Annotated in this window: 19 protein-coding genes, 3 tRNA genes, 1 rRNA gene and 1 riboswitch; of the genes, 9 read left to right on the top strand and 14 right to left on the bottom strand. The window is 49.6% G+C overall.

From position 1 onward, the window contains the following. Positions 1-8: 8 nt before the first annotated feature. Complete coding sequence (locus tag AC0LWF_RS12100; RefSeq protein WP_474651789.1) at positions 9-581, bottom strand: cysteine hydrolase family protein; 573 nt, start codon at positions 579-581, stop codon at positions 9-11. Positions 582-710: 129 nt separating this feature from the next. Between AC0LWF_RS12100 and AC0LWF_RS12095 the strand changes: the two genes are divergently transcribed. Then, entirely contained in the window at positions 711-1,352 is a 642-nt protein-coding gene (locus AC0LWF_RS12095; RefSeq protein ID WP_474651788.1) for a TetR/AcrR family transcriptional regulator, read from the top strand. Between the two features lie 47 nt (positions 1,353-1,399). Here the strand turns inward: AC0LWF_RS12095 and AC0LWF_RS12090 are convergent, their stop codons facing one another. The 5 genes from AC0LWF_RS12090 to AC0LWF_RS12070 all read right to left on the bottom strand — a co-directional run bounded on the left by AC0LWF_RS12090 (position 1,400) and on the right by AC0LWF_RS12070 (position 5,070). Next, complete coding sequence (locus AC0LWF_RS12090; RefSeq protein WP_474651787.1) at positions 1,400-1,582, bottom strand: HAD hydrolase-like protein; 183 nt, start codon at positions 1,580-1,582, stop codon at positions 1,400-1,402. A gap of 23 nt (positions 1,583-1,605) precedes the next feature. Next, on the bottom strand, positions 1,606-1,938 hold the full coding sequence (locus AC0LWF_RS12085; protein ID WP_474651786.1) for an HAD-IIIA family hydrolase: 333 nt from the start codon (positions 1,936-1,938) through the stop codon (positions 1,606-1,608). Beyond that, a complete protein-coding gene (locus AC0LWF_RS12080) occupies positions 1,931-2,518 on the bottom strand; it encodes a DNA-3-methyladenine glycosylase I (RefSeq protein ID WP_474651785.1) in 588 nt (195 codons plus the stop codon). The genes AC0LWF_RS12085 and AC0LWF_RS12080 overlap by 8 nt, the downstream gene beginning before the upstream one ends. 24 nt (positions 2,519-2,542) lie before the next feature. After that, a complete protein-coding gene (locus AC0LWF_RS12075; RefSeq protein ID WP_474651784.1) occupies positions 2,543-3,475 on the bottom strand; it encodes a phosphotransferase family protein in 933 nt (310 codons plus the stop codon). 119 nt (positions 3,476-3,594) lie between these two features. Then, a complete protein-coding gene (locus tag AC0LWF_RS12070; protein WP_474651783.1) occupies positions 3,595-5,070 on the bottom strand; it encodes a protein adenylyltransferase SelO in 1,476 nt (491 codons plus the stop codon). Between the two features lie 577 nt (positions 5,071-5,647). On the opposite strand from AC0LWF_RS12070, the gene AC0LWF_RS12065 reads away from it, so the two are divergent. Continuing rightward, positions 5,648-6,217: a hypothetical protein gene (locus AC0LWF_RS12065; RefSeq protein ID WP_474651782.1), complete on the top strand. Its 570-nt coding sequence runs from the start codon at positions 5,648-5,650 to the stop codon at positions 6,215-6,217. Positions 6,218-6,244: 27 nt separating this feature from the next. Here the strand turns inward: AC0LWF_RS12065 and AC0LWF_RS12060 are convergent, their stop codons facing one another. Together AC0LWF_RS12060 and AC0LWF_RS12055 are read right to left on the bottom strand one after the other, a co-directional pair. Further along, positions 6,245-7,897: a thiamine pyrophosphate-binding protein gene (locus AC0LWF_RS12060; RefSeq protein ID WP_474651781.1), complete on the bottom strand. Its 1,653-nt coding sequence runs from the start codon at positions 7,895-7,897 to the stop codon at positions 6,245-6,247. A gap of 28 nt (positions 7,898-7,925) precedes the next feature. Next, positions 7,926-10,676 carry a sensor domain-containing phosphodiesterase gene (locus AC0LWF_RS12055; protein ID WP_474651780.1) on the bottom strand — a complete coding sequence of 917 codons (2,751 nt, stop codon included), beginning with the start codon at positions 10,674-10,676 and terminating at the stop codon, positions 7,926-7,928. A gap of 431 nt (positions 10,677-11,107) precedes the next feature. Here AC0LWF_RS12055 and AC0LWF_RS12050 point away from each other — a divergent pair, with 431 nt between their 5' ends. The 6 genes from AC0LWF_RS12050 to AC0LWF_RS12025 all read left to right on the top strand — a co-directional run bounded on the left by AC0LWF_RS12050 (position 11,108) and on the right by AC0LWF_RS12025 (position 17,003). Then, entirely contained in the window at positions 11,108-11,863 is a 756-nt protein-coding gene (locus tag AC0LWF_RS12050) for an SDR family NAD(P)-dependent oxidoreductase (protein WP_474651779.1), read from the top strand. Between the two features lie 147 nt (positions 11,864-12,010). After that, positions 12,011-12,898 carry an ABC transporter permease subunit gene (locus AC0LWF_RS12045; protein ID WP_474651778.1) on the top strand — a complete coding sequence of 296 codons (888 nt, stop codon included), beginning with the start codon at positions 12,011-12,013 and terminating at the stop codon, positions 12,896-12,898. Continuing rightward, positions 12,895-13,815, top strand: coding sequence for an ABC transporter permease (locus AC0LWF_RS12040; protein WP_474651777.1), 921 nt, complete (start codon positions 12,895-12,897; stop codon positions 13,813-13,815). The genes AC0LWF_RS12045 and AC0LWF_RS12040 overlap by 4 nt, the downstream gene beginning before the upstream one ends. Before the next feature lie 129 nt (positions 13,816-13,944). Continuing rightward, complete coding sequence (locus tag AC0LWF_RS12035) at positions 13,945-15,831, top strand: metallophosphoesterase (RefSeq protein ID WP_474651776.1); 1,887 nt, start codon at positions 13,945-13,947, stop codon at positions 15,829-15,831. A 76-nt stretch (positions 15,832-15,907) separates the two neighbouring features. Beyond that, a complete protein-coding gene (locus tag AC0LWF_RS12030) occupies positions 15,908-16,147 on the top strand; it encodes a hypothetical protein (protein WP_474651775.1) in 240 nt (79 codons plus the stop codon). A gap of 475 nt (positions 16,148-16,622) precedes the next feature. Continuing rightward, a complete protein-coding gene (locus tag AC0LWF_RS12025; RefSeq protein ID WP_474651774.1) occupies positions 16,623-17,003 on the top strand; it encodes a YheC/YheD family protein in 381 nt (126 codons plus the stop codon). Here the strand turns inward: AC0LWF_RS12025 and AC0LWF_RS12020 are convergent. Then, positions 16,966-17,595 carry an AAA family ATPase gene (locus tag AC0LWF_RS12020; protein WP_474651773.1) on the bottom strand — a complete coding sequence of 210 codons (630 nt, stop codon included), beginning with the start codon at positions 17,593-17,595 and terminating at the stop codon, positions 16,966-16,968. The genes AC0LWF_RS12025 and AC0LWF_RS12020 overlap by 38 nt on opposite strands. A 19-nt stretch (positions 17,596-17,614) precedes the next feature. Beyond that, positions 17,615-18,616: an aminoglycoside phosphotransferase family protein gene (locus AC0LWF_RS12015; protein WP_474651772.1), complete on the bottom strand. Its 1,002-nt coding sequence runs from the start codon at positions 18,614-18,616 to the stop codon at positions 17,615-17,617. Positions 18,617-18,764: 148 nt separating this feature from the next. After that, positions 18,765-18,864, top strand: a riboswitch (purine riboswitch). Between the two features lie 55 nt (positions 18,865-18,919). On the opposite strand from AC0LWF_RS12015, the gene ade reads away from it, so the two are divergent. Continuing rightward, complete coding sequence (ade, locus tag AC0LWF_RS12010; RefSeq protein ID WP_474652231.1) at positions 18,920-20,668, top strand: adenine deaminase; 1,749 nt, start codon at positions 18,920-18,922, stop codon at positions 20,666-20,668. Positions 20,669-20,816: 148 nt separating this feature from the next. On the opposite strand, the gene AC0LWF_RS12005 is transcribed toward ade, so the two are convergent. From AC0LWF_RS12005 to AC0LWF_RS11990, 4 genes are all read right to left on the bottom strand, one after another. Then, positions 20,817-20,891: transfer RNA gene (locus AC0LWF_RS12005), tRNA-Gln, on the bottom strand. Between the two features lie 27 nt (positions 20,892-20,918). Next, positions 20,919-20,994, bottom strand: a tRNA-His gene (locus tag AC0LWF_RS12000). Positions 20,995-21,035: 41 nt separating this feature from the next. Further along, positions 21,036-21,111: transfer RNA gene (locus tag AC0LWF_RS11995), tRNA-Thr, on the bottom strand. 178 nt (positions 21,112-21,289) lie between these two features. After that, positions 21,290-21,527: ribosomal RNA gene (locus AC0LWF_RS11990) — 23S ribosomal RNA — on the bottom strand; the annotation flags it as partial.

Raw genomic sequence — 21,527 nt, 5'->3', positions numbered from 1 at the left:
CGGTCAGCCTACACTTTCAAGCTGTCGATCCACGAGTCAACAGTTAGCACATCTGCCTGCCGGGGGAATACTTTCTCCGTCAGTACGCGATGCACCTCTGGATCTGCATCAAGACACGCGTCAGCGAGCACTCGGATGACGAAATCTTTATCTGCCGCTTCACGAAGGGTCGACAACACAACGCCGCTAGTTGCAATTCCGCTTAGGACGAGCGTGTCGATCTGGCGCGAGCGCAGAATGAGCTCAAGGTCGCTGCCGGCAAACGCACTAACTCGTTTCTTCGTAATTACATGCTCGCTTGGATTTGGCTTCACTACATCGTGAATTTGAGTTGCGAGGTCATCCATGGTCATGCTTCCGAAATTCGCAATCTGCGAAAAGACTTTGTTACGCGGACTAACGTCCGGATAGCCTTCACGGAAAGCGACTCGAATGAAATAGACCGGTATGCTATGCTTGCGGGCAGCTTCGACTGCCTTCTGAAAGGGCAGCAGCAGTTCCTCGTTCTGCGCAAAGCGGGAAACGATTCCGTTCTGTAAATCCATGACTAATAGTGCAGTATTGCCTGTAGGTGTAGACATCTGTGTACACTCCTCTTCGTTTATGATAGCATTAAGCGGAGAACTCTCCTCTTTATATTAAGTGGAGACATCTCCGCTTGTCAATGCGAGTTCGAGCATAGAACTTATACCATAGGACGTGAACATACAATGAGTGAAATCGACAAATCGAATAAATCCGACAACCTAATCCCACCTCGCACTGAACGTCGGGACGCAGCAGAGAATCGGCAGCGCATCTTGGACGCTGCGCTTCGTTTGTTCGAGCAGCATGGTGTCGAGCAAGTCAGCATGAACCAAATTGCAACGGAAGCACAGATCGGCCCGGGGACGCTGTACCGGCGCTACCGCAACAAGAGCGAGCTCTGCCTTGATCTGATTAAAGACAATATCGTACTCTTATTCGAAGATATTGAAGCCTACTTGGAGCTGAATCGAGAAGCTTTGCCCGAAGCGCGGCTTAAGGGCATTCTCACCCTATTTATTCGCTTCAGAGAGACGAAGACGCAGCTTGTCGCCGGTGTTGAAGATACAGCACAGACTAGCAAGCCGAAGTCACGAACCCGCAGTCCTCTATACGATGAGCTGCATGGGCTGCTTGTTAAACACTTCGACGAGATAGAGGCAACGGGACGGCAGAAGCAGCAGCTGAGTCCTCCGAACAGCGTGTTCAAAGCTGATCTCCTTCTCACGGCGCTTAGCAGCGACTCCTACTTGTTCCAACGCGATGTGCGCGGCTATTCGGCAGATGAGATTGTGGAGCATCTGTGCGCGACGTTTATTGGCAAATAATAAGGACGCCCGAGTGATGGGCGTCCTTGTTACTGTCTTTTTTTATTTTAGACGAGATCCTTCATGAGCCATCTCACCCCGTCCAGGAGATCATCTGCGATATAATCAGGTGACGCCTGGTCATACCACTTGTGCCGGTAAGTATCGAGCGACTTCTTCCCCCAACCTGTCTTGACGAGAACCTTGCGCGCGCCAACAGCCGCAGCAGCAAGCATGTCCGTGGAGCCCACATCGCCAATGACTGCGCAGCTCGTCAGATCGAGTTGATGCTCCTCTGTGCAGCAAGCTGCAGCAGACCAGGACGTGGTTTATGGCAGCCGCAGCCCTCTTCCGGCTCATGCGGACAAATATACGATGCGTCAAATCCATAGGACTCGAACTGCTCTATGAATTCCTGCTCTGTCGCAAGCCCTTTGGCTATATTGTGCTGATTCGTGAGGGCGATCACTTTAATCCGGTGCTTCTTCAGCAGGAGCAAAGCCTCCTGTACGCCGGGGAATAACTCAAACTCACGCGGATGGATAAAATGTCCCGTTCCTCCTATAGTGCCGTCCCGATCGATGAATACAGCCTGCAAATTAGACAAGTGAACCCCTCCCAGCATACCAATTGCAATCCATCGGGTGGTCATTGACCATCCCGCTCGCCTGCATGAATGCATAGCAGATTGTCGAGCCGACGAATTTGAAGCCGCGTTTCTTCATGTCCTTGCTCATCGCATCTGATTGCGGCGTCGTAGCGGGAACGTCGCCTTTCGATTGCCAATGATTCTGAACCGGCTCACCACCGATGAACTGCCAGATGTACTTGTCGAAGCTGCCATATGCAGCCTGAACCTTCAAGAAGCACTTCGCATTCGTAATCGCAGATTGGATTTTAAGCCGATTGCGAATGATAGCAGGATTGCTCATCAGCACTTCCACCTTCGCATCGTCATAAGCTGCAACCAGCTCCGGATTGAACCCGTCGAAGGCTTCCCGATAACCTTCACGCTTCTGCAGAACCGTATACCAACTCAGTCCCGCTTGAGCCCCTTCAAGAACGAGCAGCTCGAACAGCTTCTGATCGTCATGGACCGGAACGCCCCACTCATGATCATGATAGTTCATATACAACGGGTCCTCGTTGACCCATGCACAGCGTGCAAGTGTACGCTCAGGTGGCATGCTAACTATACATCCTCTCAGATCTTACTTATTAACGAGATTCATCAATGTATTCGAAACTCGATGATATGCATCTTCCCAGCCCATCTTCGCGTAGAAGCGCATCGCGTCAAGCCCCTTGAAGTATCTCGCGCCTAGCATTCGCTCTTCGAAATTCGGAATTATAATGCCTTTCGCTTGAACGTGCTGCTGATAAGCTGCAACCACATCCAGCTCGCCTAATGAGCCGATCAGCGTCTCCAGATCGAGCAAATAATCGCCATACACACAGTTGCCATCTATAACCCCTGTAATCCGTTCTCCGCTGGACATAATATTCCAAGGTTGAAAGTCGCCATGAACAAAATGCCGGTGCGGCTCATTATACGGTGCATAATGCAGCAGACGAGCGTAACACTCGTCAAACACTGACTTTTCCAGAATAGTCGTCTTGAAGAGGTCATACCATCCTTCCCAGAAGTTCCCTGTCTGATCCTCCGCGTAGAAAGACTCGATATGTGCCATCCAAGTCGGAGAAGACCCGTTGCCATCCGGCTTGATCCAGCCGTAGCCATACGTCTTATCAACCTGTGCTTCATTCATCTGTGCTAAAATCCGGATCAACTCGGGGAGCTGCGCCTTTTTCTGCTCATCTGTGCAATCAATCAACATTGATCCAGGAACACGCTCAAGTATGGAAAAGGATAATTCCCTAACCTGCCCTTGTCCAAGGCAACGTGGGAATGGCACACCATGACCCGTTAAGAGTTCCGATACGAAACGCTCGGTATCGTAAGCGCCTGCCAGATCGCTTAACTTGATGACTCCGTCGCGCCCATCAAACCGAAACGAGAACACACGGCTAAGATTCCCGCCTGTCATTGGCATGAGCTCGGTGATATGGCTAGTCCCTAACTGCGCAGTCAGGATCTGCTCGATCTCTGTTGTTTGGATAATCGGTTTCTCATATGCGGTCATGCTAGCTTCACCTGCCCCAATTGGATTTACAATTACAGGAAACAGTGTACCGCAAAAATAAAAATGACGATAGACATTTTGTAATGTCTATCGCCAACATACGCTTCCAAACCTTGAACTCACGTCCCGCAATACGTCCGATAAGGCCGTCCGTGCTGCGAAGGCAACTCCGCATATGCCTCCTGCTCGGGCGAATGCGCGAACGGGTTCGAGAGCGCTGCGAGCAGCTGCTCCATGACGCTCAAGTCGCCACGCTGCTCCGCTGCTGCGAGCGCCTCTTCTACCCGATGATTGCGCGGGATAACGGCAGGATTGCTGCTTCGCATAAGCTGATGACTCGCTTCCGGCGACTCCGCTTGCCGTCCGAGTCTCGCTTGCCACCGCTCCATCCACGCTGTGAAATCAGCGTTGCACGACATGGCGATCTCGTCCAATCGGCCAAATGTTAATGCACGGAACGTATTCGTGTAGTCCGCGCCTTGCTGCTGCATCAAGCGAAGCAAATCTTCGATGAGCTTCACGTCCTCTGCCTCTTCGCCGAATAGGCCCAGCTTCGCTCGCATACCCGCTAACCAGTGCCCGTGATACAGCTCTGCAAATTTGCCAAGCGCTTCCTCCGCAAGCTTAACCGACTGCTCCTCATCCGAATGGAGCAAGGGCAGCAGCGTTTCGGCGAAACGAGCAAGATTCCATACCGCGATCTTCGGCTGATTGCCATAGGCATATCGCGCTTCTCTGTCGATGGAACTGAATACGGTATCGAGACTGTATATGTCCATAAAAGCACATGGTCCATAATCGATCGTCTCCCCGCTAATCGCCATGTTATCCGTGTTCATAACGCCATGGATAAAGCCGACCAGCATCCAGTTAGCAATCAATGAGGCTTGCCGCTTGATGACCTCCTGCAGCAGAGCGAGATATCGATTCTCTTCACTAGAAATCTCAGGGTAATGCCGCTCAATTGTATAATCCGCCAGTTCGCGAAGCTCATCGACATGCCCCTTCGCTGCTGCGTACTGAAACGTGCCTACCCGCAGATGGCTGGCGGCGACACGAGTCAGTATCGCGCCTTGCAGCTCGCTCTCGCGGATGATCGACTGGCCTGTCGTCACGACAGCCAGACTCCGTGTCGTCGGGATACCAAGCGCGTGCATCGCTTCACTAATGATATATTCGCGCAGCATCGGACCAAGCGCCGCGCGCCCATCCCCGCTTCTGGAATAAGGCGTCGGTCCCGAACCCTTCAGCTGAATGTCGAACCTTTCGCCTCCCGGCGTAATCTGTTCGCCTATCAGCAGCGCTCTCCCATCGCCGAGCATATTGAAATAGCCAAACTGATGTCCGGCATAGGCCTGTGCCAGCGGTGCGGCACCTTCTGGGACTTCATTACCGGCAAACACAGCAAGCGCCGCATCCGTTCTTAACGCATCTGCATGTAACCCAAGCATTGCTGCGACTGGCTCATTCAGAACGGCCAGTTTCGGTGAGCGCACGGGCGATGGTTTCATACGTGTGTAAAAAGACTCCGGCAAGCGTGCATAGCTGTTATCAAGGTTCCAGCCCGTTTCATTCGCCGTTTGTTGGTCGGACATTCTATCCCTTCTCTCTTGGCTCCAAATTCATTAGCTCTATTTTAGATGAATCATCTGAAAATAACCATATGTTCCATAGTGCTTTGCGCCGCATGAGGAACGGAAAAGCGTGTGGAGAGTTTCCTGATCTGAGTGAGCTGAATCTGCACGCTCAGAGCTTTCCCAGCCCTTCAATCGGCGGATTTGTAGAATATGTATGTTTAGAATGTATGCGAGTCGGCAGCGACGGTCGTACCCGAGTTCGCTAGCGGTTGCCACAGTGCTTATTGACACACGAATAACCCTGCTCGAATTGTAATGGTTGTCAGAGAGGCTAATTGGCCAAATTCGGCAATAATCGCTCCCTATATCCCGATTTACGCTGCTGGCAACCGTTACAATGTAAGAGGAATCCAGACATACAATGGATCCCTATCGTTTCCCATTCTAGGACAACCGCAAAGCCCGGACCATAAAGTCCGGGCTTTCGTATACTTCGCTGAAATTGCGAATCTGATGCACAACTATGCAAGCTTTTCCATTATAATTGTTAATGAGCTTAATGAAACTCATTGATGACGGGAGCGAGCGAGATACCATGATGACGAAAGCCGCACAGATGGACAATCTTATTGAAGCAAGCGCCGCGAACATTAGCAGCACGGAACTGCTTGCCATGATCCACCAAATCTTCAACATTGACCTTGGCACATTACCGCTAACGCCTCTCCCGCAATCAGTCCTAGAGGCTTATCTTGAGCAAGCAGCAGGATCAGTAACGGGACCGGACGTCCGCAGAACGCTGAACGAGACGCTCGCGGTCAATCTGGACGCGCTCTCTGGTTTGGACGGCGCGCGAATCTCGTTATTCTCGAAAGGACATTGGATGCTGCAGAAGCAAGGAGATTTGTTCATCGTACATACCGGGGCCGGAGACGTGGATGTCACCATTACGCCAACCGCTTATTACGCTCAGCAGCAGACTAATCAGAACTCCATGCCGCATGAGCTAGTGGATGCACTTGTCCAGCTAGGATTCACGTACGATCAAGCCAGCTCTAGCTGCAGCTATGCGGACCCATCTGGCGAACCCGTATCTGACGCCTTCAAGGGCCAAACCATGCGAGCCCTTATCACCTTCATCCGCACTTCATGTATAAGCCTATAAGCCTCTAATAAATTCCAAGCGGTTATGTTATTTGCCGAAGGATGACAAGAACTTCACACGATCGCCCATTGGAGGCGTGTTATTGTCTTTCAACACGACCTCCAAGATTGCTGGTCCATTCAGGGCGAGCAACGGTTCGATGCTGGTTTGCTGAAGCCCGTCCATACCAGTTACCCGTAAGCTCGGAATGCCCATTGCCGCGGCCATCCCCGCAATATCCACCGCTTCCTGCTCGAAGGCATGATGCGTTCGCTTGAACTGAAGCGAATGACCGTGATAGACCATGCCAAGACGCGCATTGTTAATGATAACGAATAGGATAGGCAAGCCAAACTCTTTCGCCGTCAGGATGTCCATGCCGTGCATGAAGAAGCAGCCGTCACCAGTGACGCAGACGACAGGTCGCTCCGGCTCTGCCAGCTTGGAGCCAATTGCGGAGGCGATACCGGTTCCCATCGCTCCGAAATGAACGTTAATATTATATGTATCCTTATCAAGTACCTTCATATGATGAATGACGTAGGACATAAACTCCCCGATATCCACCGTGTACCGCGTATCCGCAGGCAAGCATTGCTGAAGCTGCAGCAGCACATTCCTTGTCGTGTACTCTTCGGTCAGGACATGACGTGTTTCTACGCTGCCTTTATAATCCCCATCCGCGGGAACGCTTCTCTCCGGAATTCCGAGCGTTCTTAATTCCTCAATTAGCATGAGCAGACTTATATTGATATCTCCTAGCACCGGCAGGTCGATGCTATATTTGCGATTGAACACCGTTTGGTCAAAATCCAGCTGAATCGTGTAACGACCTTTCGTTAAATTCGCATTGTAGTTATTCGTCGCTGTCTCGCCAAGGCTGGAGCCTACGATAAGCAGAGCGCCTCCGCTGTCCTCAGCGATTAACCTCGATGCAGCCTCATGTCCAGCAAAGCCGAACACGCCGACATATTGCGGATGGCTCTCCGGTATATAGCCTTTCGCCTGAGGCGTTGTCACGATAGGCCAGTCTAGCAGTTCTGCCAGCTCTAGCAAGGAATCGACTGAGGCTTTGACGCCTTGCCCAACGAAGATACAGCCGCGCTTCTTCTCTCGCAGTGCCTTCGCAGCTTTCTCAATGACAGCGAGGGCCGGAACGATTGGTTTTCTCGGTAATAATGGCGGGATAATGGGGTGGCCAATATCTGCATGTTGAACGTCAATCGGAAGGGCGACATGTACAGGTCCAGGTACACCGGAGATCGCGATTTGGCACGCTCTGGCCACTTCGCGAAGCACATCTTTCGCTTCTGTGACCAGCACGCTGTATTTGGTAACCGGACGAAAGACTGGGCTAACATCAAGCTCCTGTGAAGCGTTAAGCCCCATCGTACCCACCGGCACCGCTCCCGTCAGAAACAACACCGGCAAATGCTCACGCATCGCATTCGCTGCGCCTGTGACCAGATTGGTCGCGCCAGGACCGCTGCAGCCAATGCTCACACTGAGCCGGCCTGTGTACTTCGCATATGCGGCCGCCATATAAGAAGCGGCTCCTTCATGTTTAGTTACGACTGGCGCGATTTCTGGCATATCGTACAGCTCGTCGAATATTGCGTTGACCGAGCCTGCTGGGATGCCAAACAAATGCTCCACACCATTTTCCTTCAAAAATTCCAAAACGGCTCTAGCTGCTCTCATTGAAGCTCGCCTCCGTATCGCCCAATTTTTAAACAGTAAGAAATTGCATTGCAATATCCGTCGCTTTCATGGGACGACTGAAAAAGTAGCCTTGCATTAAGTAACAGTCCCTTGCAGATAAAAACTCTACATGCTGTTTCGTTTCAACGCCTTCCGCAATTACATTCAAATTCAAATTTTGCGCAAGTGTAATGATCGTATCGGTTATTGCCGCGTTATCGTCGTCATTGGTAATATCCTGCATGAACGATTTGTCGATCTTCAGTGTATCGATCGGCAAGCTCTTCAAGTAGCCGAGGGACGAGTAGCCTGTTCCAAAATCATCAATCGCGATCTTGATGCCAAGCCCCTTCAATTCCTTCATCGTCTTGAGCGTTAATTCGCGGTTCTTAATAATCAGATTCTCTGTCAGCTCAAGCTCCAATTGCTCTGGTGGCAAGCCAACTTCCGCAAGTACGCTGCTGACCATAGCGAACAGATTGTTCTGCTCGAACTGGCGCACCGACAAATTGACGGATATGCTCTCAAGCGGGAAACCTTGATTCTGCCAAGCTTTAAGCTGCTTGCATGACTCTCGCAGCACCCATTCGCCGATCGGTACGATAAGTGCAGTTTCCTCCGCGATCGGGATGAATGAATCAGGGGCAATCATGCCCTGTTTCGGATGATTCCAACGAAGCAGAGCTTCTACGCCTACAATACGGTTCGTCTTATTGTTGTATTGCGGCTGGTAGTAGATTTCAAGCTCATTCTGATCCAACGCCTTATAGAGATCGTTCTCTAGCTTCACTCTCTCGAACGTTCGCGTGTCCATCCCTTCTTTAAAGAAATGGTAGCTGTTGCCCGATATTTCCTTCGACTTGTACATTGCGGTATCCGCGTTCTTGATGAGTATCTCTGTCGTGTCGCCGTTATCCGGATATAAGCTAATGCCGATGCTCGCCTTCATGTAGATCTCATTCTCCAGCAGCTGGAAAGGATCCGTGAAGGAGTCAATGACGAGCTGAACGACCTTCTGTACTTCGTTCTCATTCTTGATGTTCGGGAGGAAAATGGTAAACTCATCGCCTCCCTGCCGGGAAACGGTCGCTCCTTTAGGCACGCAGTCGCTGAGCCGCTTCGCCACGTCGCGCAGCAACAAATCCCCATAGCTGTGTCCGAGCGAGTCATTGATGAACTTGAAACGGTCCAAATCCAAGTAGAGTACAGCCAGCTTCTCGCTGTTGATCTGCGCTTGAGTTAGCCCCTGGCTAAGCCTGTCCTTCAACAGAAGACGGTTAGGCAGATCGGTAAGACTATCGAAATACGCGCGGTACTTGATTTCTTCTTCCATCTGCTTCCGCTGCGTAATATCCTTGAACGTTACAACCTCGCCGACAATTTCGTCGCCCTCGCGGATCGAAGAGATGACGTATTCAACGGTGAAGCTCGTATTGTCCTTCCTTAGAAACTTATCATCCTGGCTCTCCCGATGCTTCCCGCTAAAAATAATGTTCAACGGCTGCCCAATGAGCTCGCTGCTCGATTCATAACCAAGCATCGTAATGCCAGCCGGGTTACAGAACGTAATGCTCCGGTTAAGATCAAGTCCGAAGATGCCTTCGCCTGCAGAGTTCAGAATAAGCTCCTTTTCCCGGCTAAGCTGCTGGAGTTCAGTAATGACACGCTCAAGCTCACGGTTCTTGAATGTAATTTCCGAGGTCCGTTCTTTAATGATAATTTCCTGTTTCTCCATATAGAGCAAATTCGACAGCGTCGAAGCTGTTGCGTCTACGATGGACTGAGCCAGCTGCAGCGTAGTATCGGTGAAATTGGCAAACGTCTCATTATCGTCCAGATTAACGACCGGAATAACACCGAGCACCTCACCCAAAGATACGATCGGGAATACAAGCATTCCTTTCATGCCAAAGTTGCGGCAAACCTCATGATTCGGGCGGCTGTCCGCGAATACATCAGGAATGACGAGTGCCTTCTTCGTCCGAATGACCTCTTGGATGACTGGATCGTTGCTCTCGTCGATACGAATTTTGCTATGTTGCTGTATCCAATCTTCCTCTGTCCAGTCGCTGTTCTTGCTCAGCTTGGCCGGGCGAATATGGGTCTCCGTAATCGGGTCCAAGAGATGCACGCCGATGTTGTAGTTATCGAGCACCTTGCCGAGATAGAAAAAGCAGCTGTCCAAGCTTTCCTGCATGGTCGAACACATGGCCAGATCACGAGTAACATCGAGCAGCAGCTGCTTCTCGTAAATCAAATTCTCCATATGCGTCATATTCTTCGCGTTCTGGATGGCTACCGCCGCCATATTCACATAAGCTTCTACGGTTTGAATTTCCGAATTCGTCAAATTCATTGGGATACCGTAATCGAACAGGAAGACCAGGCCAAACAATTCTTGCTCGAAGGAAATCGGGAGGACGAGCAACGACTTGATCTGGAAGCCTTGCACGGCTCTCGGGTCCGGCCGCGAGTCCTTCGACGTGTCAGGGATATAGATCGTTCTCTTCGTTTCAATGACTTCTTTCGCAAGTAGGTCCATCTCTGTATCAATAACATGCATATCTATAGTCCAACCATTAATTACACTCGGCTTACCTACATATCCGCGGAATGTACCATCCTCCTGGGGCAAGTAGATGCCTACGGAATTGCATCGGACGATTTCTTCGGATATCGCAGTCGTCACATGCTCCAATACTTCTCGCAATTCGAGCTTCGTATTGATTAACTTCGTTAAATTCGCAAGACGAGAATATCTCATTTGTTCTTTTAACATTAAATTAATCCCCATTCCGTAGTTGGTATCCATGAATCTATTGGGACTTCTCTATTTTTCCTTCTAGTATAAAAATACTATGGAATCCTTACAGATATCTACACTTAATTATGAAAACGCCATCAAAACTACAAAAATCGTGGGGATTTGAGCCCATTCCGTCGAATTTGGTAACATTTATTTACAACTTTGGTGAATAGTTTCCGTAATATTGGGACCTGGAGTGAATAAGGTATGCACAAAAAAGACGACAGACATTCCAAAGAATGTCTGCCGCCCATATCCTCACGTCAACGTCCTTGCTCAGAACCATTGACAGTAACAGTATGCCCGTCAACTCAGTGATTTTATTCATCGTACACTCAGTTGACATTCCATTCACTGCCATGTATATCTGATCATATACATACACGTAATTTGGAGGGAATTGAATGAAAGCGAACCAGCAAGTTGTGCTCATTACCGGCGCGGGCAGCGGCATCGGCAGAACGTTAGCGCTAGCTTATGCGGAGCACGGAGCGCGTACCGTACTTATTGATAAGAACAGCGAGTCACTGGAACAGACTGCTGAGCTCATTCGAGCTGCAGGCGGCTATGAAATACCACTAACTCACGCACTCGACTTAAGTGATGCCTCTGCCATTGAAGCGTTCTTCGCTTGGCTGCGGGAGCAATCGGACCGGTTGGATGTGCTCATCAACAATGCAGGACTCGGCGCATGGAGATCCGTCTATGACTTGTCCGTCGACGAATGGGACTACGTCATCAACACCAATCTGCGAGCCAGCTTCCTATTCGCAAGAGAATCAGCCAAACTCATGCGTGGAAATGTCGAAGGCGGCGCGATTGTCAACATCGCTTCAACACGCGCGATCATGTCAGAGCCGAATTCGGAAGCTTATGCAGCGTCCAAAGGCGGCATCCTCTCGCTCACGCATGCACTTGCCACTTCGCTCGGCCCTGATGGGATCCGGGTCAACGCGATCAGCCCGGGCTGGATTGAGACAGGCGATTACAGCCAGCTTCGCCCCGAAGACCATTCTCAGCACCCAGCTGGCCGTGTCGGGAAGCCGGATGACATCGCGAGAGCGTGCTTATACCTCACGGACCCTGCGAATGATTTTGTCACCGGGACGAATCTAGTCATTGACGGCGGCATGACACGCAAAATGATGTATATCGAATAACCGACATCGCCATACGCCAATACTGTAATTTCCTTCCTACCTGTGAAGTCTTGCATCTACCATGCAAAGGGCTATACTTAATAGGGTGAAATCATAACAAATACGCGCTACATCTACTAGTCGCTCTGATTGAAAGGAAGCCCTTGCATGCCGAAAGTATTACAAATTACGTTGCTTGTACCTGGTATTCTTCTGTTCGTGCTACTATTTGGGATGTTTCCCGTCGTGCTCCAAGCAGATCATTTTGAAGGCGCGCTTTCGTTTAATTGGTCAGGCGGCTTCTCCACTATTGGCGAGTATTTGAAAGGAATGTGGAGCGGTCAATCGTTCCATTATCTATCTGGCAAAACAGAGCATTCGTTCTGGGATCAGATTGGGAGCAGCTTCTCGGTTACCTTCTTCTACATCACCGTTGGCGGCCTCATCGGCGCGACGCTTGGCGTCCTGCTCGGCATCTATTTCGCTGTATCCCGCATCAAATGGCTGAAGCGGATTTTGGAGCTGACGGCTGTTTTGCCTGACTTTGTTATTGTAATTTTGCTGCAATTTCTCATCGTGTTCATCGCCACGGAGACCGGCTTTGTCATCTTCGACGTCGCTAGCTTCTCGACCGATGATCCGGCGATTGCATTGCCGCTTATCTCGACGATTATCATTCCTGCGAATTATATGATTCGCAACGTCGCGCTGCACATGAGCCATACTCTAACCGAGGATTATATAAGCTTTGCGAAGGCGCGCGGTCTTGGCAAGCGGTATATTATTTTCTACCACGCGCTGCCGAATGTACTGCCTTTCGTCAAAGCAGATCTGCACAAATTTATGGGCATCCTGTTCGGAAACTTGTTTATTTTCGAATATCTATTTAATCTTGGCGGCGTAACAATGCTCGTATTCTCCAACGCATTTGCCTTTGAAGGCTACCAATACGGCCTCGTTGTGAATGGCATTCTAACGCTTCTGCTGCTTTATGCGATTGTTTACAGCTTGCTTCGACTCGTTATTTATGGTGCTGAGAAGGTGATTGTACGATGAACAAAACATTACTGGCGGGACTCATTATCATCGCCCTCATGGTTGCAGCGTCCCTCTTCGGCCAATATTTTGCTCCTCACAGTCTCGATGAGCATCAAAGCGTCACTTATGTGGTCGATGAGAACGGCAATGGTGAACTCACGGTTCCTCCCATTCCGCCTAATAAGCAGTATCCGCTTGGGACGGACAAGGAAGGCTACGATATGCTGGCGAAGCTGCTGGCCGGTTCGAAATACACGATTTTCGTATCGCTTGTTGTAGCTCTAGCTCGCCTTCTATTTGGCGGCGCAATTGGCTTAACTCTCGGCTATATGAGCAAAGCAAAGCCTGCTCGAACCGATAAGCTTCCGATCTGGAACATCCTGAACGGCATTCCGATCTTCATTATCGTATGGATGATTATGATCGGCATTACGATGAACCCAGCGGCTTCTCCGCTCTATATGACAACCATAATTGCCATCATTCTGACGGTCGTAGGCATTCCAACTGTAGCGGCTACGATGAAAGAGAAAACAATGATTCTACGGGAGAAGCAGTTCATCCTGTCAGCCAAATCAATCGGATCAGGCCACTTAACGATCATTCGCAGACATATTTTCCCGCATCTGCTGGAAAGTTTCCTCATTCTATTCGTGCAGGAAATCGTACTTTCTCTCAGCCTCTTCGGCCATCTTGCGATCTTCAACATATTCGTAGGCGGCACGACGCAGTACTTCGATCCCGTTCAGTATGTGAGCCGTACGAATGAATGGAGCGGCTTGATTGGACAAGCGCGAGACTACCTCTTTATCTATCAATGGGTTCTGTTCATCCCGCTTGTTGCTTACATTGTCTTCATCCTCGGGTTCCATCTTATCTCAATTGGCCTCGAGCAGGTATATAAGCAGAAATTTTCCAAGTTCTCGCATATTTAATATTATCTACCGCAGGCTGCCAGCAATGGCAGCCTTTGTTGTATGCGTAAGCGCCATTCGACGTGATCTGCAAGTGCGCTGTGCGATAATTGCTAGAGATAAGTCTCATATCAAGGGAAGGAGAATCGTATGATTAGCGGGAAAGTGCAGAAGCTCGTCGAGAAAATGATCCGGGAGTCGAGTGTAAGGCCCCGGATGGTCGAATGGTTCAACCCTGCACAGCTCATCGTAACCGGCACCAGGACCGTGCTTTCCACCTTATTCGGCCGCTATTCGGACTATCGTCTTATCGAAGCGTTCAACAACCAGCATGCAGAGCAAATTAATGATTATGCCAAGGAGTATATGCCTGATGGCAAAGGCGGCTTTATGACCGATGCAGACGGCTTTTACATTCCAAATAAGCATCAAGAGCGGGATGAAATTTGGATTGATTATGTTTGCGACGTCGGGGACGGCTTCAATTCCACTTACTCCGTTGCCTATGCTCTAACTCAGCCTGAGTTGACTCTGCAAACTGAGAATGATGCAAGGCATTCTGGCGGCCCGAAGCATACGACAAAACGCGGCAATATCCTTATTTTTGGCGGCGATCAGGTCTATCCGACTGCAAACAGCGAAACCTATATTAAGCGGCTCATTGCTCCCTATCATATGGCGCAAGGCTTCACAGGAGACCCTCATCCGCATGTCTTCGCTATTCCGGGCAATCACGACTGGTACGACGGATTAATCGCCTTCTCGCGTATTTTCTCTGCGCGCAAGTGGTTCAATGGCTGGCAAGCGCCTCAGCGGCGGAGCTATTTTGCCCTCAAGCTGCCGCATGGCTGGTGGCTGCTCGGCACTGACATACAACTGAACTCGGATATCGATGAGCAGCAGGTTCGCTATTTCGAGCAAGTCGCGGAGCAGATCGACCCGAGCGAGCGGGTGATCCTTTGCAACGCCGAGCCCTATTGGGTGTATAAGCACAAGTACAAAGACTATGACCCCGTCTACAATGAGAACAATCTCGCATACTTGGAAAAAATGCTGAAGCAGCGCCATATTGGCATTCATGTCTACCTCGCAGGAGATTCCCATCATTACCGCAGATTCGAGTATATACCTAAGCTCGCGGGCGGCGCGGAGGATCACAGCCTCAAGATCGAGAAGATTACGGCTGGAGGTGGCGGCGCGTTCCTTCATCCAACGCATGATATTCGAGAAAAGTTTATTCCGGAAATTTCCTTCGACGAAGAGAAGCCGCTCGAATTTGAGCGCAAGCATGATTTCCCATCGGAATCGGAGTCAAGAAGACTAACCTGGCTGAACTTCCTGTTCCCGTGGAAGAATCCGTTATTCGGCACCGTGACCGCAATATTGTATTTGATCATCTGTAACTCGATCCTGTCAGTCAATGCTTATCCTCCCCCATCTGCGAGTTATACCACTATAGTCTCCTCATCCTGGGCGGAAATCTGCCGATCACCTAGCGCCTTCATCTGGATGTTCTTCGTCTTAGCTGGCTTCTGGCTGTTTACGGATACACATTCGCGCGTCTATAAATGGATCGCTGGCCCCCTTCATGGAGCAGCCCATGTGTCGGCAGCGTTCTTCATCGGCTGTGGTGCGATCTATCTAGCTAGTAGCGGTTTCCAACTCTCTTGGGGCTTCGGCGCTCTGTTGCTCTCCGGCATTCTTATCGGTTACGGCGGCTGGATCATCGGCTCCATCATTATGGGCATCTACCTCTACATTTCGCTGAATTGGTTTGGACGCCATGCGAACGAAGCGTTCTCATCTCTACAGATTGAAGATTACAAGAACTTCCTTCGCATTCATATTGCCAGCAACGGCGACCTGACCATCTACCCAATCGGCATTCGCACAATTACACGCAAATGGAAGCAGCCAGCGACAAGCGCCGAATACGGTCCAATGCTGGAACCTGATGTGCCTGCTGGGAAGCGCGCGGCTACAGAGCCGAAGCTCATTGAAGAGCCGATCTGCATTCCAGCTGTTCGAGTACACTAGGCAGAAGCGAAATTGTCAGCATGTCCAATCTTCTCTACTAGAGCTGCATAAAGTAGTAGAAAAGGATTGTGATACGATGGGTCAGCTTATCGATGCACGCACGTCGAGCAATATCACCACTGTTCTAGATGAGTTTGATACGTTCCCTCTTGATATCCCTGTGCTTGTCGGGCAAGTAGGCCTCAATATTCCGCATGCTACACCTGGCGTCATCCGGGTTCAATTCACAGGTATGGTCGGTGCTGCGCTGCCGACGGATTTCCCGACGTCCTTCTTGCTTGAGCTCTATATGGTTCGAGGACTTACGATTAAATGATCTACTCATCTTTAAGTCGTTGAACTCGTTCGAACGCGACATTCACACCGTTTCGTTCTCGGCATCCGATTACAATGTTCCTGCGCCAGTTTCCGGCTTGCAACCTTACACCTTATTCGCGATCGCAAGCTCCGGAGGCATCGGCCGCGTTGGCCCGGAGAACTTGAACGCATCTGCTTATACAGAGTGAGGCCATGACTGGATGATTAAAGGAATACCCCCTCGACAGGTGTCGAGGGGGTATTCCCTTAATGTAAATTAGTAGTGAATCGGCAAATGCCCTCGGCAAAAGGACGAAAGAAGTAGTGATAGCGGCAAATGCCTCTCTCAGAGCACTAAGTAGACTTGAGAGATCATATTGGATCTCTCTGCCGACTTTTGGCGATATTCTGGTGCTGAGAAATCATATTGATTCTCTCAGCTCCCTCTAACCTTTTCACAGTAGTTGAATGGATGACCGTTCGCTAAAGCACAAATGCTTACTCTGCATCAAGTGAGTCTCGCGGCCGCAATGGAAGCGGAGCAACAGCTGGGGTTGCTCGGAGAATTAAGCGTAGACTTCGTCTTCGATATGCAAGACAAATTATGGATTATAGAAATCAACGGCAAGCCGCACAAAAGCATATACAACGAAATTCCCGGACTCGCATTCACGACTCATATTTATCAGCGTCCACTGGAGTATGCCGGTTATTTGGCGCAATCTGTCTCAGACGTAACGCCGAATACCTCTGCAGAGGAGACAACGCTCCTCCACGCAGCATGTGATTCAATCGGACTAGAGACGAGCACATTCGATTTATTGAGATTACTTTCTCCTATGAAATGCCCTCTATATACGCCAGAAGATGATTAACCAGCTCATCCTTAGGCTTTAGTCCGTCATATCGTAAATCCAATGTTTCCTTTAGCTTCTCATGCAATAATCGAATAGCCATTGCTTCTCCATCATGAAACCCCTTTATATAGCTGAGTACATGATCTAACCTCGCATCAACAGGTTCATTGATATAATCGTAGGTGAGATTCCGAATCAATCTTCGGCAAAGTGATATTTCAAGCGGAATATCAATACAGACAACCGTATGGATTAACTCATTCACGCCCTCTCTCAATCTACCGTATGGCTCTTCCAAAATAATATATTTCGCCGGCTTCAATCTACGATTCCACGGATCCATAATCTCATTTACAGCATACAGGGCCTGAAGATCTTCAAAAAACTTATCATTCTTGATCTCATTTCTGACAATATCGAGAGGATCAGTAACAATTCCGTCCACTAATCTTTGATAAACGTCCTCTGGGTCGGGAGCAACTAAAGTAGATGTGTACGCATCAAAATAAAAACTAACCGAATTCTCAAGCCGCTGAGCCGTTCGTTCCATCAGCGTGCTTTTTCCAGCTCCCGATGGTCCGCATATACAAATTATTTTTGATGAGTGCATCGGATTGGCCCCTCACTTTTTAGCCATATTGTGCGAGATATTGCGGTAACGAACGAAGGTGTATCGCTCTTGCCTTCGCTTGGGCGGCCTCCCGATGCTCTGATACTTGCTCTGCCTCGACATAATCGGCCAGTACATCAATAACGTCATCCAGCAGCTTCGCTCGAAAATACAATTCTAATCGCTGAACCGCATCAACACCTGCTAAACCCAGCACTTTATCTCTCCAAATCGGCCAAGACTGACCTTGCGCCATAGGCCACAAGAGTACCGAATAGTCCATTGCAGCATCACCATACCCGCATAGCTCATCCCAGTCGATGATCCGAAAGCCGCCCTCGCCATACGTTAGAACGTTATTGCCATTCAAGTCGTTATGTACAACATCTAATGCAGGATGCGAAAATGCAGATGATCGCCGCACTGCATCTTTCAGCCTCTCAATCTCTTCCCCGAACCACGAAATGGTTTCGTCAGACACGAAATCACTGAGCAACTCGCGCGCAGCAAGGATTTCGCTCTGATCCTCCACTAATCTAGAAATATACTCATCCTCGAATGCCTCGATATAGGTTCGCTTATCCGGCTCAGGAAGCATTCGGCGTAATTGATCGTCGCGATGGAGCTTCGCAGCAGTCTCCATAACGCGGATCAGCGTATCCTCGGAAAATGGTGCTTCCGCGAGTGGTTTCGCGTCTTCGATATATTCAAACACAAGTCCATACGGATAGCCGGGCACGATCTCGTTGTCTATCTCGTGGACTAGCTTTGGCGCAGCATAGTGCTCAGTCAGATAATCACTGACGCGAGCCCACTGCTGCAGTCGCTCTGATTTGTGAGGAGGAACTAGCTTAACGTGAAATTGGGTTCTACCGTTTGTCAAACGGACAGATAGGTTATTGAAGCCTCCGGGATTATAAATATACGACGCCTGGATATGATTATTCGAACCAAGGCCAAGCAAATTGGCGTTTGCCATTGCCCACTCCGTAATTAATCGTTCTGCTTCTCGCGTGTCCATTATATACGTGCTGCCTCCTGACTCTATTTCTCATCCTCATCATCATTTATTTTATATGTCATTTCGACATTGCTAAAGAATCTCCTTCCAATTCATTCCCAATACGTAAAGATCTCCCCTTGATTGGTGCCACCTCTAGTTGTATAATGACTACATCTTAATAGACAATTGTATAACCTCAATGATATGGTTTGAGGGTCTCTACCAGGAGCCGTAAAATCCTGATTACAAAAATGTGTAACGAACTTACATGTTTTTGTGATCGGGATTTTTTATTTTTCTACTGAAACAGGAGTGTGAATGATGGAGCAGAACCGTTTAAATTTGCGTCGGCGTATCCGTGTCGCTGGCAATCAGGAGCCTGCGGATGTAGTCATCCGTAACGGCCGTATCGTTAATGTATTTACTGGAGAACTGATGCTAGGCGATATCGCAATCGCAGATGGGATGATTGCCGGAATCGGCAAGTATGAGGGAAAAGAAATAATCGACGCGCAAGGAAGATATATCGTTCCAGGCTTCATCGACGGTCATGTACATATTGAGAGCTCCTTGCTCACGCCGCAACAATTCGCCCGTGTGCTGCTGTTGCATGGGGTCACGACTGTCGTAACTGATCCCCATGAAATTGCGAATGTCGCAGGTACGGACGGAATTCAGTTTATGCTCGATGCAGCTGTTGGTCTGCCGTTCGACAGTTATGTCATGCTGCCTTCTTGCGTGCCGGCAACCCCGTTCGAAAGCAACGGTGCCCAGCTTGATGCGGAGCATCTAATGCCATTCTACCAACATCCGAAAGTTCTCGGATTGGCCGAAGTCATGGACTACCCTTCTGTAGCGAATACGGAGACACGGATGATGAATAAGCTTTCAGTCACTCATGAAGCAGGCGCTCTCATAGACGGACACGCTGCCGGGATTAGCCGAGACGGGTTGAATGTATATATGGCTGCAGGCATCCGAAGCGATCATGAAAGCATCAGCTTGCAAGAGGCGCAAGACCGCCTCGATCTTGGCATGTATTTGATGATTCGTGAAGGCACGGTAGCCAAGGATCTCGACGCGCTGTTGCCGGTCGTCACGACAAGGAATTCTAGACGCTGTCTGTTCGTTACCGACGATAAGCTAATCGACGATTTACTGAGCGAAGGCAGCATCGATCATATTGTACGGCGCGCTGTGGCCAAAGGGCTCGACCCTATCACCGCAATTCAGATGGCGACACTGAATACGGCGGAATGCTTCCGTCTCCGTGAGCATGGTGCGGTTGCAGCAGGCTATCAAGCTGATCTACTGCTGCTCGACGATCTCGAGCAAGTTAAGATTCACCAGGTATTTAAGCGCGGACGCTGCGTCGTGGATGAGGGCATACTGGTGGAAGAAGCTTTTCCGAAGGATGATTCGAAGTCAGACAACTTGAGCAGCAAGCTGCCTGGGCTGAACGTTCATCAGGTTGAGAAGACTCACCTTGCCATTCCGCTAAAAGGTAATCGGTGCCACGTGATCGAGATCATTCCGAATTCACTTGTCACTAATCATCGGATCGAGCAAGTTGAGGTGAAGGACGGCCTTTTCTCACCATCTGTAGACAGCGATTTGCTCAAAATCGCCGTCATCGAACGTCATCAAGCGACCGGAAATGTAGGTGTCGGCATCGTCAAAGGTTTCGGGTTGAATCGCGGCGCTATCGCTACCACCGTAGCGCATGATTCCCATAACATCGTTGTTGTCGGAGTATCCGATGAGGAGATGCTGACGGCGATAGAAGAAGTGATGCGTACCGGCGGTGGAGCCACAGTCGTTGCAGGCGATGAAGTGCTTGCGTCTCTGCCATTGCCGATTGCCGGCCTATTGTCCGACCGTCCATACGAGGAAGTCAACGAGGGTCTGAGGAAGCTGAACCTAGCCATGGCTGAGATCGGTGCTTCACAGAACTTTAACCCTTTGCTGACCTTATCTTTTTTAACATTGCCTGTTATTCCGAGCTTGAAAATGACGGACAAAGGCTTGTTTGATTTCACTTCGTTCTCGCATATTGAGGTGGAGGCATAGTTCCTTCGCAGTTACGCTAAAAGAGAATGCAAAGAGCGCAGTCCATAGGGCTGCGCTTCCTCTATTGCAGAACAAGTCATTGAACACAAAAAAACCTTGCATAAGCAAGGTTCGGCAATTAACTATGTAAGCAGCTTTCACGAAGTAATGGCTGGGGATCTAGGATTCGAACCTAGGAATGACGGAGTCAAAGTCCGTTGCCTTACCGCTTGGCTAATCCCCACCACTTCGTAAAACTTAATGATTATTATGGGGCGACCGATGGGACTTGAACCCACGAATGCCGGATCCACAAACCGGTGCGTTAACCCCTTCGCCACGACCGCCATAATGAAGAATTCTATGTATTTCTAAACAAGTGAAAAAGTGGTGCCGGCGATAGGAGTCGAACCCACGACCTACTGATTACAAGTCAGTTGCTCTACCAACTGAGCTACACCGGCATCTTACTAAGGTACTTAACACCTTGAAAACTGGATACGAACCTTTGCGAAGGTTTCTTGCTTAAATTCTAAGATTCATAAGTTTCACCTTATGTAGCGCTTAGAACTCTCCGGCATGAAACATCTTGCGCCAAAATACTCGGCTTCAATGTTTCACCTTGGCTGATTTTCACTTATTTAGGATAAGCCCTCGACCGATTAGTATTCGTCAGCTGCACACGTTGCCGCGCTTCCACCTCGAACCTATCAACCTGATCGTCTTTCAGGGGTCTTACGTACTGGGAAATCTCATCTTGAGGGGGGCTTCACGCTTAGATGCTTTCAGCGCTTATCCCGTCCGCACTTGGCTACCCAGCTATGCTCCTGGCGGAACAACTGGTACACCAGCGGTGCGTCCATCCCGGTCCTCTCGTACT

It is taken from the genome of Paenibacillus sp. sgz302114, assembly GCF_056120345.1.
This window is presented reverse-complemented; position numbering and strand designations above follow the sequence as displayed.

Excerpts from the sequence above, each read along its gene's own strand:
- AC0LWF_RS12065 (WP_474651782.1), top strand. The coding sequence starts at position 5,648 with ATGATGACGAAAGCCGCACAGATGGACAATCTTATTGAAGCAAGCGCC.
- AC0LWF_RS12035 (WP_474651776.1), top strand. The coding sequence starts at position 13,945 with ATGATTAGCGGGAAAGTGCAGAAGCTCGTCGAGAAAATGATCCGGGAG.
- ade (WP_474652231.1), top strand. The coding sequence starts at position 18,920 with ATGGAGCAGAACCGTTTAAATTTGCGTCGGCGTATCCGTGTCGCTGGC.
- AC0LWF_RS12060 (WP_474651781.1), bottom strand. The coding sequence starts at position 7,897 with ATGAGAGCAGCTAGAGCCGTTTTGGAATTTTTGAAGGAAAATGGTGTG.
- AC0LWF_RS12025 (WP_474651774.1), top strand. The coding sequence starts at position 16,623 with ATGCTTACTCTGCATCAAGTGAGTCTCGCGGCCGCAATGGAAGCGGAG.
- AC0LWF_RS12055 (WP_474651780.1), bottom strand. The coding sequence starts at position 10,676 with ATGTTAAAAGAACAAATGAGATATTCTCGTCTTGCGAATTTAACGAAG.
- AC0LWF_RS12045 (WP_474651778.1), top strand. The coding sequence starts at position 12,011 with ATGCCGAAAGTATTACAAATTACGTTGCTTGTACCTGGTATTCTTCTG.
- AC0LWF_RS12075 (WP_474651784.1), bottom strand. The coding sequence starts at position 3,475 with ATGACCGCATATGAGAAACCGATTATCCAAACAACAGAGATCGAGCAG.
- AC0LWF_RS12100 (WP_474651789.1), bottom strand. The coding sequence starts at position 581 with ATGTCTACACCTACAGGCAATACTGCACTATTAGTCATGGATTTACAG.
- AC0LWF_RS12020 (WP_474651773.1), bottom strand. The coding sequence starts at position 17,595 with ATGCACTCATCAAAAATAATTTGTATATGCGGACCATCGGGAGCTGGA.
- AC0LWF_RS12095 (WP_474651788.1), top strand. The coding sequence starts at position 711 with ATGAGTGAAATCGACAAATCGAATAAATCCGACAACCTAATCCCACCT.
- AC0LWF_RS12030 (WP_474651775.1), top strand. The coding sequence starts at position 15,908 with ATGGGTCAGCTTATCGATGCACGCACGTCGAGCAATATCACCACTGTT.
- AC0LWF_RS12050 (WP_474651779.1), top strand. The coding sequence starts at position 11,108 with ATGAAAGCGAACCAGCAAGTTGTGCTCATTACCGGCGCGGGCAGCGGC.
- AC0LWF_RS12080 (WP_474651785.1), bottom strand. The coding sequence starts at position 2,518 with ATGCCACCTGAGCGTACACTTGCACGCTGTGCATGGGTCAACGAGGAC.
- AC0LWF_RS12070 (WP_474651783.1), bottom strand. The coding sequence starts at position 5,070 with ATGTCCGACCAACAAACGGCGAATGAAACGGGCTGGAACCTTGATAAC.
- AC0LWF_RS12015 (WP_474651772.1), bottom strand. The coding sequence starts at position 18,616 with ATGGACACGCGAGAAGCAGAACGATTAATTACGGAGTGGGCAATGGCA.
- AC0LWF_RS12040 (WP_474651777.1), top strand. The coding sequence starts at position 12,895 with ATGAACAAAACATTACTGGCGGGACTCATTATCATCGCCCTCATGGTT.